General features: G+C 63.4%; 12 protein-coding genes. 2 read left to right on the top strand and 10 right to left on the bottom strand.

What is annotated here, in order from left to right; all coding sequences use genetic code 11:
* Window positions 1-29: 29 nt before the first annotated feature.
* The 9 genes from mobV to FIU88_RS17050 all read right to left on the bottom strand — a co-directional run bounded on the left by mobV (window position 30) and on the right by FIU88_RS17050 (window position 8,883).
* Window positions 30-1,442: a MobV family relaxase gene (gene mobV, locus FIU88_RS17085; protein ID WP_152479991.1), complete on the bottom strand. Its 1,413-nt coding sequence runs from the start codon at window positions 1,440-1,442 to the stop codon at window positions 30-32.
* A 695-nt stretch (window positions 1,443-2,137) separates the two neighbouring features.
* Window positions 2,138-2,314 carry a hypothetical protein gene (locus tag FIU88_RS19225; RefSeq protein ID WP_172977733.1) on the bottom strand — a complete coding sequence of 59 codons (177 nt, stop codon included), beginning with the start codon at window positions 2,312-2,314 and terminating at the stop codon, window positions 2,138-2,140.
* A 222-nt stretch (window positions 2,315-2,536) separates the two neighbouring features.
* Window positions 2,537-2,986 (bottom strand): hypothetical protein, encoded by a 450-nt coding sequence (locus FIU88_RS17080; protein ID WP_152479990.1) that lies wholly within the window; start codon window positions 2,984-2,986, stop codon window positions 2,537-2,539.
* Window positions 2,987-3,258: 272 nt separating this feature from the next.
* Window positions 3,259-4,251 carry an AAA family ATPase gene (locus tag FIU88_RS17075; RefSeq protein ID WP_216647286.1) on the bottom strand — a complete coding sequence of 331 codons (993 nt, stop codon included), beginning with the start codon at window positions 4,249-4,251 and terminating at the stop codon, window positions 3,259-3,261.
* The gene (locus tag FIU88_RS19350) at window positions 4,248-5,189 is read right to left on the bottom strand and encodes a toprim domain-containing protein (protein WP_216647285.1); all 942 of its coding nucleotides are present in this window, start codon (window positions 5,187-5,189) and stop codon (window positions 4,248-4,250) included. Before FIU88_RS19350 ends, FIU88_RS17075 begins: the two co-directional genes overlap by 4 nt.
* Window positions 5,186-5,398 carry an AlpA family transcriptional regulator gene (locus FIU88_RS17065; RefSeq protein WP_152479989.1) on the bottom strand — a complete coding sequence of 71 codons (213 nt, stop codon included), beginning with the start codon at window positions 5,396-5,398 and terminating at the stop codon, window positions 5,186-5,188. Before FIU88_RS17065 ends, FIU88_RS19350 begins: the two co-directional genes overlap by 4 nt.
* A gap of 803 nt (window positions 5,399-6,201) precedes the next feature.
* Entirely contained in the window at window positions 6,202-7,101 is a 900-nt protein-coding gene (locus tag FIU88_RS17060) for a site-specific integrase (protein WP_152479988.1), read from the bottom strand.
* 105 nt (window positions 7,102-7,206) lie between these two features.
* Window positions 7,207-8,460, bottom strand: coding sequence for an IS256 family transposase (locus FIU88_RS17055; protein WP_152478300.1), 1,254 nt, complete (start codon window positions 8,458-8,460; stop codon window positions 7,207-7,209).
* A gap of 42 nt (window positions 8,461-8,502) precedes the next feature.
* Window positions 8,503-8,883 (bottom strand): Arm DNA-binding domain-containing protein, encoded by a 381-nt coding sequence (locus FIU88_RS17050; RefSeq protein ID WP_152479987.1) that lies wholly within the window; start codon window positions 8,881-8,883, stop codon window positions 8,503-8,505.
* 391 nt (window positions 8,884-9,274) lie between these two features.
* On the opposite strand from FIU88_RS17050, the gene FIU88_RS17045 reads away from it, so the two are divergent.
* Window positions 9,275-10,021 carry a sulfite exporter TauE/SafE family protein gene (locus tag FIU88_RS17045; protein WP_152479986.1) on the top strand — a complete coding sequence of 249 codons (747 nt, stop codon included), beginning with the start codon at window positions 9,275-9,277 and terminating at the stop codon, window positions 10,019-10,021.
* Here the strand turns inward: FIU88_RS17045 and FIU88_RS17040 are convergent.
* Complete coding sequence (locus FIU88_RS17040; protein ID WP_152479985.1) at window positions 10,005-12,125, bottom strand: bifunctional diguanylate cyclase/phosphodiesterase; 2,121 nt, start codon at window positions 12,123-12,125, stop codon at window positions 10,005-10,007. The genes FIU88_RS17045 and FIU88_RS17040 overlap by 17 nt on opposite strands.
* A 324-nt stretch (window positions 12,126-12,449) precedes the next feature.
* On the opposite strand from FIU88_RS17040, the gene FIU88_RS17035 reads away from it, so the two are divergent.
* The gene (locus FIU88_RS17035; protein ID WP_152479984.1) at window positions 12,450-14,165 is read left to right on the top strand and encodes an EAL domain-containing protein; all 1,716 of its coding nucleotides are present in this window, start codon (window positions 12,450-12,452) and stop codon (window positions 14,163-14,165) included.
* Window positions 14,166-14,170: the final 5 nt, after the last annotated feature.

Raw genomic sequence — 14,170 nt, 5'->3', positions numbered from 1 at the left:
GAAAAGCCGCCTGACCCAACCAGGAACTATCAGCTGTTCTCAGGGCCTCGCGATGGTCCGGAGATAGATGGTGCTTGATTTGGCATAGTCGGCTCTGCCCTTCCGGCAGCCGGATCCGTTAAGCGGCACCCCTTGGAGCTCAGGTGACCGCCATGCTCAAACAGCCCGCTTTCGGCCATGCGATCGGCGGCCTCCTCTAGATCAGGTCGACTGAACAGCAGGCGCCAGCACTCACGGCGAAGCTCTAATCCCGCCTTGGCCAACTCCTCCGGGCTCGACCTGCGCAACTTGCTGGCGAGCCTTTCCTCTCGGTCCTGCTTCGCCTGACACTCGGCCTTGAGGCGTTGCTGCTCCCGACGGTTGCGTTCAACCTCTGCGGTCGCTCGGCGTTGACGCTCTTCCTGGGCTGCGCGCTCATTGGCCTGTCGGCACTGGGTTGCCTGGCGCTCCAAGGCTGCCCGCTGCTCCGGGCTTAGCCCAAAGGTCAGGCGTGCCAGGGCGGCATGGGTCTCGGCGTGAGCAGTGCGCTCGCGACGGTAGCGGTCTCGATGGCGTCGGGCTGTTTCGACCATTTGACGTGCTCGACGGCGGTCATGCTCTGCTGTGGCGGCCCGGGCCACGGTAGGAGCGTAATGCTCACGCATCGCGGCGGACAGCCGACGCGCTTGCTCCTCCGGGCTCTCGCGGCGCCACAGACGACCCCGGCGCTCTAGTTCCTCGGGTGCCAGGTCTACATGGCCGGCCATCGCGCGAGTAAGCGCCGTATGGTGGGCCTGGTTTGTGGTGTGCGTTGCGGCGGACATCTCCAGCCCACGCACCAGCCCATGCCGAGAGGCCACTCGCGTGGCGAACTCGGACTGCAGGCTGGCCAGCTTGGCTGGTGTGCCGTTGTAGTGGTCAGAGGACAACGCTACCTCAGCGGGCTTGGGAAATTCTCGCACCTCTCGATGCTGGCGGCCGTACTCGTCACGGCCAGGCGCGAACACACTACGGCGCACGGTGCGGGCCGGGCGCTCTACCAGGGGCACCACATAAGCCACCAGATGGGGGGCGATCTCGTCGTGCTGGACGTTTACCGCCACTACATTCTCGGCACCGTGGCGCTCCTCAAGGAAAGAGACGGCATCACGAAAGTACTCAGTGGCGTCAGTCTCACCACCGTGCTGGATGAATGCCTCGCGCCGGGCAGTGATCAGGTACTCGAGCGCCAGCACTGCCTCTTTGGACGGTGGCGTAGTCACGGCGGCAAGGCGTTCCTCAATGGCTACTCGCAGCCTCTTGGGGGTATCTGCAGGTCGCCAATCCTCATTGAGGTGGTATCGCTCCGGATCCGCGTGAGGAACGGGCGCCGTGCGCCAGGTATGGCCGCCGCTGGTGGCGATGGCGCTCCAGGTACTGAGCTTGGCCACGCGCAGGATCGCCGGCGGCTGAGAGCTAGTCATCGTTATGTTTCCCCTGTTCTGTCGACTGGTGTTGCTCCCGATAAGGGGCACAGGCCCATTGCTTGGGCGCTTACTCAGATACAGGGGTCAAGCAGGGAGGTATTGCGGGAGAGCTCCGCAATATTTATAGAGCCGTTCCACGGCGTCTCAGCTGTTTCACGGTGTATCAGGGTGTTTCACCCGTTCCATGGCGTCTCAGCTGTTTCACGGTGTATCAGGGTGTTTCACCCGTTCCATGGCGTCTCAGCTGTTTCACGGTGTATCAGGGTGTTTCACCCGTTCCATGGCGTCTCAGCTGTTTCACGGTGTATCAGGGTGTTTCACCCGTTCCATGGCGTCTCAGCTGTTTCACGGTGTATCAGGGTGTTTCACCCGTTCCATGGCGTCTCAGCTGTTTCACGGTGTATCAGGGTGTTTCACCCGTTTCACGGCGTCTCAGCTGTTTCACCCGTTTCACGCTGTTGCACGTGTTTCACGGCTTTGTGCTGGAGATTGTCTCAAGAGAGTGGATAGCTCTGGGCGAGTGGTTGCCGATTGCAGCGTCCATAGTTACTCAGCCCCCGTAACACACTAAGGGAGCTGGGCATGTATTACTGTCGGTTGTCGGCGCCGTAGCTTTCGAGCTGGTCATTGCACGTCGCCACGCGGGCGTGCCAACCGCGTGGGCTGTCGCGATACCAGATGTCATCGCAGCGTCAGGCGCTGCCGACGTAGGTGTTCACGTCGTCCGGGCGCCCCAAGATGTGCTCGACATCTTGCCGGCTCATGCCGAGCAGGAGGATGCCACGGTTGCGGGCGCGCACCAGCTCGTTACGCTCGACTCTGACGATGAGGCGTTTCGGATCCATCAGCTGGCGTGGGTTCTTGCTCATCGCTCAGGCCCTCCAGGTTGATCGGGGTGTCGAGGTCAATGGCCGGCAGTGTCAGGTCGATGCTGGGCATTTCGTCCAGATCGGGAATCTCGTCGTTTGATAGTCGGGAAAATCCATCACTCGCATCGGAGTCTGCCTCATCCTTGGGCTTGGCATCCTCCAGCAGGCGGCGATAAGCGTCCTGAGCAGCCTTGCTGGGCTTGGTCCTGGGGGAGCGTCGCTTCATGGCGTATCACCTCTCAGAGATCGGTTGGCGGCTCGCCTGCCGGCGTTGTCTTTGCGGTGTGGGGTAGGCTCGGCTTCGGCAACCGCCTGCCAGGTCGCCACATATTGCTCAGCAGTCTCAGTCATCTCCGCCTGGGCCAAGGGCGCCAGATGTCTGCCCAGGAAACTCTTGTCATCTCGGGCCAACTCACAGCGCGCATCGATCCAGGACAGGGCGTTGCTGAGATTGCCCGGAGCCTCGCTGCTAGGAATGGCCTGCCTCACCAGCGTTTCGGCTTGCTGGCGCCCTGAGTGGCTGCTCTGGGCATGTTCAAAGCAGTCGTCGATCGAGACTGCCAGCTCGGCACGCTCTTGCTGACCCATTCCGTGCATGGCCTGGCGCATCAGCTGCATCAACTCCTCGCCCAACGGCCTACCGACTTGCCGCGCCAGCACATCGATGATCACGTCGATGTCACGGGCTGGGCCCGGGGGATTTCCCCGAGCTTGGGATGCAACTTGTTCCTCTGATTTCAGGGGCGAAAGTTGCATTGGCTCAGGGGCTGAAGTTTCCCTCTGGTTGCATGGCTGGTTGCACGCCTCTTGATTCAAGTACGCGTCAGCTAAGGCTTTTAGGCCACCGGTTGCACCAGCGGTTGCATGCCCGGTTGCATCTAGCTGATTGGTGGTTGCAGGTTGCGTCCCCCTAGGGGGTGCAACCTGCAACTTTTCGGCTGTGCTCATGCTGACTGTCCCCCTTTTGCCTGCTTCCGCGGCGTGAAGAGCCCTTCACGCTCGGCGCGCTTTTGGTGCCGGTGAGCCGTCGATTTGTTGATATCGAGCTCACGGGCAGCCTCTGCCGCGGTCAGGCCCTCGTGCAGCAGAGCCACCACACGCTGATAGGTGCTGTCGGTCAGGGTCTGCCAATTCCAAGTGATGCGCCCATCCGGTGCCGAGACCAGGGTGATCTCCCGAGGGCGGGCGTCGTCGCCATAGAAACCCCGATTTTTCTCGAAGTGCAGCTCGAACTTGGCTCCCTGGGCTTCGTCATCGCCTTTGCAATGCTTGAGGGCTATGACGGTATCGAGGACGTCCTCTCGACGGCTGGTGCCCCGCTGCTGGCCCCCTTTGCCAGCGTGATGGATGAACAGCACTGTCTTGCCCTGAGCCCGCATGCGTAGCGCCCACTCCTGGACCATCAGCCAGCTCTCGCCCTCGTTCTCTTTGCCGGTTCGGCAGAGGGTGGCGATGTTGTCCACCACGATCAGCTCGGCATCATTGGTGAACGGTTCCACGGCTGCCTGGCCTTCCACAGTGGAGAGGTCGGGCATGCCGCGGGGCTGTAGATCGGGTGTGAGGATGCTGACAGCCTCCGGCGAGGCATCGCGATCACTGCTGTGAGCAACGCATGCGAACCGCTCCTGCAGGGCTCGGCCGGGCATCTCCCCGTCGAGATACAGGACGCGTCGTGGAGTCTCAGCAGACCACCCCATTAGTTCGCCACCAGAAGCACAGGCCATAGCCACTGACAGGGCGATCCACGTTTTACCGATGCCTCGGGGCGCATAGATCATGGCGAGCCCGCTGCTGGGAAGCCAGGGAGCCAGCAGGAGCTCTCGCTCGGGCAGCTTCATCTGAAGGAAGTCACCCAGCGTCACGGCCTTGAGGCTCATCTCGTCTGCAGTCTGCTCGACCTCCCGGCGGATATTCTCGACTACTGAGGGTGTGCTCATGCCACCTCCTCACCCAGCTGCGCCAGGTCGTTGTAGTCGGTCGCTCCTGCGATGCCGTCCAGGGCTGGCCAGATCGCCCTACCTCCAACCGCTTCAGCCGCGGCTTTTCCCTTGGTAATACCGGGATTGCCTGGCGTGGCGTGATCGTTATCGCAAGCCACGATGATGCTGGCGCCGGGGTAGCGATTGCGCAGGTAGCGAGCGACAGGAAGCAGGTTGCCGGCATCCATGGCACAGGCCACGGCGGAGCCGGTCGCCTCGTGCAGCGTCATGCCGGTTGCCCAGCCTTCGCAGATCAGCAGCGGTTTGCTGGTGTCGAATGAACCGATGGGGTGATAGCAGCCCTTTTTACGGCCGCCGTTCAGGAAGCGCTTTGTGCCATCGCCGGCGATGGTCTGGACGTTTACCAGGCCAGAGCCATCGGTCAGCGGCACCAGCAGCAGGTGACCAAGCTGGCGCGTCCACCCTGTCGAGACGCCTTTGCGCAACGGGTAGGGATGCCCCTGTGACTGCATCGCTCTGGCCCACAGAGCTCGAGCGCGTTCAGCGGTCTCGGCATGCTGGTGAGCGAGAGCCGCTTGCCGGAGCTCTCGAGCCTCCATTGCTGCCTGTCGGGCCCGCTCCCGCCGCTGATCACGTTCGGCATCGGAGGCCTCTTCATCGGCCAGCACGACCAGGTGCTGCTCGCCACTATCCCAACGGCCGAACAGCGCGACCTCGGGGCTGAGGATCGCCGCATAGCCGTCCGGATCGCGTTTCCCGGGCGGCTGGAAGCGCTGCCACTGGCCATTGCCCCTTAGCGTGATACCGCTGCCGTACAGGTCGCTGAGCGCCAGCGCCAGGGCGCTATCGATGCTATGATGGAGCTGATCAACCTCGATGATGCTGTCGAATCGCGCCCGGCTCCCCCAGCCGGGCGTTTTCGTTGGTGTGCTCATGAGCGCGCCTCCTCGGTGGCAGTGGCCATCCAGGAGTCCAGGGTGCTCAGCTCATAACGGACATTGCGGCCCAGCTTGATGTGTTGCGGCGGCTCTATGCCTGCAAGCTTACCGCTCCAACGGCTCTGACGTAGTGTGTGTGGAGAAAACCCAAGATAATCAGCGGCTTGTCGCTCTGACAGATAGCGTCGGGTGGGGATGTCGGACATGGCCGGTCTCCTGTTTCAGGAGCCAGCAGAGAGGGAGGGGGGCGGTTGTGAAAGCCGCGACATGCCTGGGTCGGCGTCAACATAGTTGCGTCTTCAGGCTAGTGCTAGCTAAACTCACAACCGTTGCTTGTACGCTTCTAGAAACGTACCGCACATGCTCTTTTACATGACGGCGCACTACCTCTGCCGATGTTGGCGCATCGGGCTTACGGGGGTGGTGCGTCTTCATGTTGAGCATCCGCAATCTCCCTGCCTGCTGGCGGGTGGTAGGCCTCAATTCCCGAAGGTTGGTAGCCGGGTAGGGAATTGAGGCCCCTCTTTTCACTGGTTGTCTAACCAGTATCTAAAACGATATCACATAAGATATTGGCCTTTGGGAAAGCCAGCAAGTGGATAACTTTGCTGATGAACTGTGACCTTCCTGGGAATGAGTTTCCATCTCCTCTTAATCCCCCATGGTTGACCCTTCTGCGCGGGATTTTCAGGTGTCCGACAAGCTAATGAGGTGCAATTTTCAAGCGAAAGCCTGCGTGTTCGGGCATCCCTTTGCTTGAGGAAAACTAAGCTTACCCTGCGGCTCTGTCTCGCCACATTCATATTGATTGGTGAGGAAATCTTCTCCCGTTGGCGACGATGGGCTGTCATCTGGTCGACGAGATCCTGACCTCTCGACCATATGCCTCGAGCGATGGCGCGATGGCTAGAGGCACACCCACATGTGAGGGCCGTGTTCTGATCATCGAGGATGATGAGCGGCTGGCCAGCTTGTTGATTCTCGGCCTGATGCTGCCCCTGAGTGCCAGTCATTCCGTGGCCCTCCTCATGGGGACTACGTTCTGCCGAGTCCGGGCCACTTGGTTATCAATCAGCTCTCCCCATGCCTGCCAGGCGGCTCGTTGCTCAGCCTCGTAGGTACTCCGCTGATAGGTATCGACCAGCCGGTTCTCGTTCGCATGGTTCAGCATGCGCTCGATGACGTGCGGCTGGACGGCACAGTACTCCCCAAGGCCGGTGGCGACGCTACGGCGCAGGTCGTGCACTGAAAACGGATTCATATCTCCCAGGGGAGCTTCGAGATCACGCTCTTTGGTCTTTCGGCCCTGGAGGCGGAGTGTGGCCGTAGTGAGGGACTGGGCGCCGATTGGCTGACTCTCCACGCGACCGGGAAAAACATACTCCCGGTGCCTGTCGAGAGATCGAAGAAGGCCAATAGCAGGCGCAGAGAGGTAGACCGTGTGCGCCTTGTGGCTTTTGGTGGTGTGTGCCGGCAAGGCCCAGACACCTTTCTCAAGGTCGATGTCAGCCCATCGGGCTTGCAGGAGCTCTCCGCGCCGCTGCCCGGTCAGGATTAGCAGCTTCAAAGCTGCGGCAGTAGAGGTCGCTAGGCGTGCCTGGTCAATGGCTGCCCAAAGACGCCTCAACTCCTCAAGATCGAGATGCCGCTCCCGCGGGCGAGCGGGCAGAGCACCGACTTTGCTGGGCTGAATACCAGTCGCTGGGTTGTCTTCTATCTGCCCGCGCGCTTCGGCATATTCCAACATGGCTTTGAGAAGGCTGAGACATTTGCGTGCCTGCTCACGGCTCTTCTCGCTGGCAGTCTCTGCGATGGCATTGGAGAGATGGGAGCGCTCGATAGACTTAACGAGGAAGTCACCGAGTCTGCCCGCTAGGTAGTGCGACCAGCGCCAGCGGGTCTGTTCCACCACCGTTGCTGAAGGTGGGCGCTTAGTGCGGACTGTCGGTGTGGTGGCATAATGAGCAACCCAGCGATCAAACAACGAGTTATTGTCAAATCTGGTGGATGACGGTCAGGCCGCATTCCTGTCTGACTGATCGGCTACCTGCTCCCCGTCCTGGAACTTGACGTTGCTGACGACCAGCTCCAACTTCTGGAAGTGCTTGATCCGCCTCCAGCGTTTCTGGGCGGTCTGGAGCAGTTTGAAGACCATCGCCAGGGTCGTGTCCCGAGAGCCGCAGTTCCGGCTGCGCTTGGTCCTCAGGCGGACCGTGGCGAAGGTCGACTCGATCGGGTTGGTGGTGCGGATGTGCACCCAATGCTCTGCCGGGAAGTCATAGAACGCCAGCAGCTCGTCCCGATCCTTGGCCAGGCATTCCATCGCCTGGGGGTATTTGGCGCCGAAGCGCTTCAGCGTGCGGTCGAAGGCCTGATGGGCCGCCTCGCGCGTCTCGGCCATCCAGATCTCGTGAAGGTCGGCCTTGATCTTGGGCTGCACCGACTTGGGCAGCTTGTTCAGCACATTGGCCGTCTTGTGGACCCAGCAACGTTGGTGCGCCGTGGTCGGATAGACCTTGCTCAGCGCCTTCCAGAAACCGAGCGCACCATCACCGATCGCCAGCCTGGGGGCCTCTGTCAGGCCACGCTCTCGCAGGCCCGTGAGCAGTTCTTTCCAACTGGCTTCCGACTCGCGATGGCCATCCTCGACGGCGACCAGTTCCTTGCGGCCATGCGCCGTGACGCCGATGATCACCAGCAGACAGAGGCGGTCATCCAACCGCACATTGCTGTAGACGCCATCGGCCCACCAGTACACATAGCGGCGGTCCGCCAGGTCCCGCTGACACCAGACCTTGTGCTCGTCGAGCCACTGGGCCTTCAGTCGCGAGACCGTGTTGGCCGACAGCCCCTTCGCCTGGTCACCCAGCAGGGCCGACAGGGCCTCCTGATAGTCGCCGGTGGAGACGCCCTTGAGATAGAGCCAGGGAATCAGCTCCTCGACGCTACGGGCCCGTTTCAAGTAGGGCGGCAACAGGGTGCTGTTGAAGCAGGCCTGGCCGCCACTTCGGTCCCGCACCTTGGGCACCTTGACGGTGACGTCACCGATGCCAGTCTGCACGGTGCGCTCCGGCAGATAGCCGTTGCGTACCACCGCCTGCCGACCGTCCTCCAGAGTCGTGTCGGCATACTGAGCCAGGAAGGTGGCCAACTCGGCCTCCACGGCCTTGGCGATCAGGTCTCGTGCCCCTTGGCGCAACAATTCGTGCAACGGGTCAGAGGTCTCGGGTTCTGGCTGCGACAGGGCTCGGAGAGTAGAATCGGTCATGGCGTATCCGCTCTTGTTGATTGAGATCTTGGTCGTGATCAATCAACAGGATACGCCACCCTTCCTACCTCCTCCCGTACACCAGAAATCACCATAGCTCTCAAACAACTGGTCCATGCTCCAGGCCTCTAGATTGGCTGCCTTTTGCTGGCGCTGGATTCGCTTGGGGTCGAGGTTGTCAGCTACGAGCTGGCGAATCTCGTAGTGACGATCTCTTGCGGCTTGAAGCTTCATGCCTGGGTAATGCCCGATGCAGATAGCATCCTGCCGACCATCGTGGCGGTAACGCACGTACCAGGAGCGCGTGCCTCGGGTAGAGACGCGGATGGCCAACCCGCCGCCGTGCGGTGACCGCACGCTCTGCCAGTAGACTCGCTCTCCTGGCTTGAGTGATTGGATCTGGCGGTCGGTGGTGATCATCATGCGCTCCCTGCTGTTACCACGATAGTAACCACATTGAGAGCATATAACCACATCTTTCAAAAGACAAACTTAGATGAAGGATGTTGTATTATTCTAGGATAAACAGTTACTTGTATGTGGGTTGTCGTATATTCCTGTGTGTGAGTTTTGCCCTCCGGAGGCGAAGGTCAAAGGTTCGAATCCTTTAGGGCGCGCCACCGAATCTCGAAAGGGCCCACGGTTATCCGTGGGCCCTTTTTCGTTCGCCTCGCCTTTGTCCACAGCGCCTCGTTATCCACACCCCCTTTGCCGGCCGCGCGAGATGAAAGAGACGTGCTCGGCCCGGTATGCTCTCCGACTGGCTCACCGCAATGAGAACCCGCCGACCGATGCGGGGCACAAGGATGCGCACATGACTCTGCCCGACTACTCCTGGCTCGCCTGGACGCTGATCGTGCTCTCCACCTATCTCACCGGTATCTCCAAGGGCGGTTTCGCCGGCGGCTTCGGCACCCTCTCGGTCCCGCTGATGGCGCTGGCCATCGGGCCCATCGAGGCGGCGGGCCTGCTGCTGCCGCTGCTGCTGGTGATGGATGCGCTGGCGGTGAAGGCCTGGTGGGGGCATCAGGACATGGCCGAGGTGAAGCGTCTGCTGCCGGGGCTGGCCATCGGGGTGGCGGCGGCGAGCCTGGTGGCGGGCAGCCTGAACGAGGATCACGTGCGCCTGCTGCTGGGCGTGATCTCGTTGCTGTTCGTCGCCTACATGATTGCCAAGCCCGCCTCATCGCGGCCGATCCGCGCCTTCTGGGCCTGGCCGGCGGGGATCGCCACCGGGATCACCAGCTTCATCGCCCATGCCGGGGCGCCGCCGATGAACCTCTATCTGGTGCCGCGTCACCTGCCCAAGATGACCTTCATCGCCACCACGACCCTGATGTTCGCCTCCGTCAATCTGATGAAGCTGCCGCCCTACCTGGTGCTCGGCGAGATCAACCTGACCAGCATCTGGGCCTCACTGGTGCTGGTGCCGGTAGCCTGGGCGGGGGTGCGCAGCGGCCTGTGGCTGCAGCACCGCGTCAACGAGCGGCTGTTCTACCGGCTGGTGGTGCTGGCCATGGCGATCGTCGGCGTGCAGCTGATCGTCAAGGCGCTGGGGTAGGTCGGGCGCTTCGGGTCGGCAGCACGGAGCCGCGTTCCGCGCTAGGTCTTTCCGCCATAAACCGCTTCAGTTCGTGGCCGGACAGTGCCTTGCTGCACAGGTAGCCCTGATATTCGTGGCTCTGAAGCTGGCGGATCAGCTGCAGCTGGTCTTCGTTCTCGATGCCTTCGGCGACCACCTGCAGGTCCAGGCTCTGGGCCATGGCCACCACGGCCTTCACGATGGCCGCGTCCTGAAGGCTGGTGACCGCCTCGGACATGAAGGTGCGGTCGATCTTCAGCCGGTCGATGGGGAAGCGTCGCAGCTGGGCCAGGTTCGAGTAGCCGGTGCCGAAGTCGTCGATGGAGAGCGCCACGCCGAGGGCGCGCAGCTCGTTGAGAACCTCCAGGGCGTGATCCGGGTTCTGGATCAGCGCGCTCTCGGTCAGCTCGAGTTCCAGGTAGTGCGGCGCCAGGCCGCTATCGGCCAGCACGCGCTTGATCGTGTCGACGAAATGCCGGCTGTTGAGCTGGACGGCCGAGATGTTGACCGCCATGGCGAGGGGGTGACCGGTGTCGCGTTCCCATTCCCGGGCATAGCGGCAGGCGGTGTACAGCACCCATTCCCCGATCGGCAGGATCAGCCCGGAATCCTCGGCCAGGGGGATCACCTCGTCGGGCGCCACCGTGCCGAGCTCGGCATCCTGCCAGCGCAGCAGCGCCTCCACCCCGGTGATGCGTCCCGTCTCGACGTGAACCTTGGGCTGATAGGCCAGGCTCAGGCCGTCGTGTTCGATGGCCAGGCGCAGGCGCCTTTCCAGCTGGACGCGGCGCTCCTCGTGCAGCGTCATGTCCGGTTCGTAGAACTGGAAAGTGTTGCGGCCCTTCTGCTTGGCGCCGTACATGGCAGCATCGGCGTGGACCATCAGCTCATGCTTGTCGCGACCGTGCTCGGGATAGAGGCTGACGCCGACGCTGGTCGAGACCTTCACCACGCCGTTGCCGATCTGGAACGGCTTGTCGAGGGTGCTGACGAGGCGTCGAGCGAGGGCGGCGGCATCATCGTGCGCCGCGGCGCTTTCCATCAGCACCATGAACTCGTCACCGCCGACCCGGGCCACGGTATCGGTCTCACGTACCGCGGCCTGCAGCCGGGCCGCGGCATGCTGGATCAGCTCGTCGCCGACATGATGTCCCAGCGAGTCGTTGACGTGCTTGAAGCGGTCCAGATCGACGAAGAATACCGCGAAGGTCGTCCGCCTGGCATCGGAGAGCAGGCCATCCAGGCGCTCCTCCAGCAGCAGCCGGTTGGGCAGCTGCGTCAGCGCATCGCGATAGACCATGCCCTTGAGCTCCCGGTTGGCCTCGCGCAGCGAGGCGGCGAGCCGGGCGTTGCGCGATGACAGGTGTGCGTCGAACAGCGAGATCAGCAGGGCGGAGAGCATGATGCAGGTCGAGATCAGGGCCACCGTGATGGCCAGCTGATAGGTCGACAGCCCGTCTGTCGCCGGCTGCATGCCGCCCTCGGGGTAGAGCGCCGCTGCCATCCCGGTGTAATGCATGCCGGAGATGCCCAGGGCCATGATCAGAGCGGCCAGCCCCTTCTGCCAGAAGGGCGCACGGCGGTCGTTCGTCGGGTTGAGATGAAACGCGAGCCACAGGGCCAGTGCCGAGGCGGATACCGCGATGCCCACCGAGAGCATGAACAGCCCCGGCCGATAGCGCAGCGTCCCCTGAGTCTCCATGGCTTCCATGCCCACGTAGTGCATCAGGCAGATGCCAAGCCCCATGACCAGGGCACCGATGCCCAGGCGTCGGCGTCTCAGGCGTCCGGTCTGGACGATGGCCAGAGCGAGCGCGGAGGCCAGAATCGCCGCCATCAGCGACAGCGCCGTCAGAGGAATGCCGTAGGCCAGGTTGGCCGTCATGTTCATGGCCAGCATGCCGATGAAGTGCATCGCCCAGATGCCCGTGCCCATGGCGAAGGCGCCACCGGCGAGCCAGGCATGGCTGACAATGCCGGAACCGGCGCGCACCCGCCCGGCGAGGTCCAGGGCAGTCAGGGACGCAATGGCGGCAATGCCGAAGGACAGGGCGACCAGGGCGAGATTGTAGGGGGCGCTCATGGGATGGACCACGGAAATGACAGGGGAGGGAAGTCTGCTGAAGCCATCAGTTGAAGGCAAGCGGATGGGTTTCGCACCGAGTGCGCGGGCGGACGCGCACGATGACGTCGGGAATAGCAAGGTTTTGCGAGGCTTTTTGCGACGAGGCGTTCACAAACCGTTGTTACACTGAAGCGAGGGATGTCGGGCCGGGACGGCTTTCGCCTATGGGCGGAAGCGACGATCGCAGCCATGCGTGGCCGATGCCGATGACGCGCTCAAGAACGCGCCGATTCGGCCGACATCCATGGATGTGACGTGAACAGACACTTCGGGACGACGGCGATGACAGGCGATGGCGTTGGGGCCCCTGCGCAGGACAACGGCAAGCAGGCGCAGGTACATGCCCTGCCGGCGGCGCTGTCGCGCCTGGTCGTCGAGCAGGCGCCGTTCGGGCTGGTGCTGGTGGATGACGAGGGCCGCATCCGCTGGGCCAATGACGGCTTCCGGGCGTTGCTCGAGAGCGAAGATGACGAGCTGGCGGGGCGTTCGATCGATGGTCTGATCCGCTATTCCGGCTTTCTCTGCGACTGGCGCGATGAGTGGGTCGCACTGGAGGAAGGCTGGGAGCCGGCGCGCCTCGCCGCCGATTCGCATGCCGACGGCCGCCTGGTGCTGGTGAGCGCGACGCCGGTCGAGCAGGAGCACGGAGGGCGGCTGCGCCTGCTGAGCGTCATCGATCCCGGAGAATCTCCCGCCGCCCTTGAGCCGGATGCCTGGCGGCAGCTGCCCGCTCGCCTGCCGAATATGTGGCTGTTCGAGGATCGCCTGAGACACGCCCTGGAGCGGGCCGATCGCGCCGAGGGGCACGTCGGGATGATGGTGTTGCGGCTCGATGATCATGCGGCGCTGCGCGAGTCCCTGAGCGTCGCGGCGTTCGAGGCCCTGGTCGCCCGCGTCGAGCAGCGCCTCGCGCGCACCCTGCGGCGGGAAGACAGCCTCATCAAGCTGCGGCCCGGCTGCTGGGGGGTGCTGATCGAGCCGCCGCTCACGCTTGGCGGGCTGCAGGTCACGGTGATGCGCTGTCTCGAGGCCATGGAGCCCCCCTTCTGGCAGGAGATGCATCCGACCCTGCTGACCCTCTCCGCCGGGGTGTCCATCTATCCCGAAGATGGAGAGCTCCCCTCGCAGCTGCTGGCCAGTGCCGAAACGGCGCTGGAGCGTGCCGGTCCGTCCGGGCATGCCTTCTTCGACGAGGCGCTGCGTCACCATCTGGACGAGCAACTGGCGTTTCGCCAGCTGCTGCAGGACGCCGTGCTGGCGCCGGAGGGGCATTTCCAGCTGCTCTATCAGCCGCAGCTCGAGCTGGCCACGGGCCGCTGCGTGGGGCTGGAGGCGTTGCTGCGCTGGCAGCATCCGCGCGATGGCCTGCTGGCCCCCGCCGACTTCCTGCCGGTGGTGGCCGAGCTGGGCGAGCAGGTGCGTCTGGATCGCTGGGTCATCGCCACGGTGATCGCCCAGCATGCCGCCTGGCGGGAGGCGGGATCGCCGCTGGCCGAGCTGGACGTGGCGGTAAACGTCGACGGTGATCTGCTCGATCAGGCCACCTTCGATCGGCGCCCGCTGGATCTCTTCCTGCGACAGCAGGGGCTAGAGCCCGGCTGGCTGTCGCTCGAGTTCGGGCAGCAGGGGCTGATCGATCACGCCGCCGGGCAGGCCCATCTGCTGCGACGGCTAGGGAAGCTCGGTATCGGTCTGGTGGCCAACGATATCGGCGCCTCTCCTGTGGACCTGCCAAGGCTGGCGAGCCTGCCGGTGTCGCGGGTCAAGCTGAGCCCGGCGCTGATGGCGCCGCTCGCCCGGGAGGGCGTGCTCGAGGCGCTGCTGCGCTGCTTCCAGGCGCTGGGTATCGAGGTCGTGCTGGTGGGCATCGAGACGCCGGGCCAGCTCGAGGCCGTGCGGGCGCTCGGTGCGTCGCTGGGGCAGGGGCATCTGCTGGGAGCGCCGCAGGCGCCGGACGATCTGGCCGGCTGGTGGGAGGCCCGGCCGGCGACCGGCTGAGCCAG

Origin of the sequence: Halomonas sp. THAF12, assembly GCF_009363675.1 — a bacterium.
Taxonomy (GTDB): Bacteria; Pseudomonadota; Gammaproteobacteria; order Pseudomonadales; family Halomonadaceae; genus Halomonas; species Halomonas smyrnensis.
This window is presented reverse-complemented; position numbering and strand designations above follow the sequence as displayed.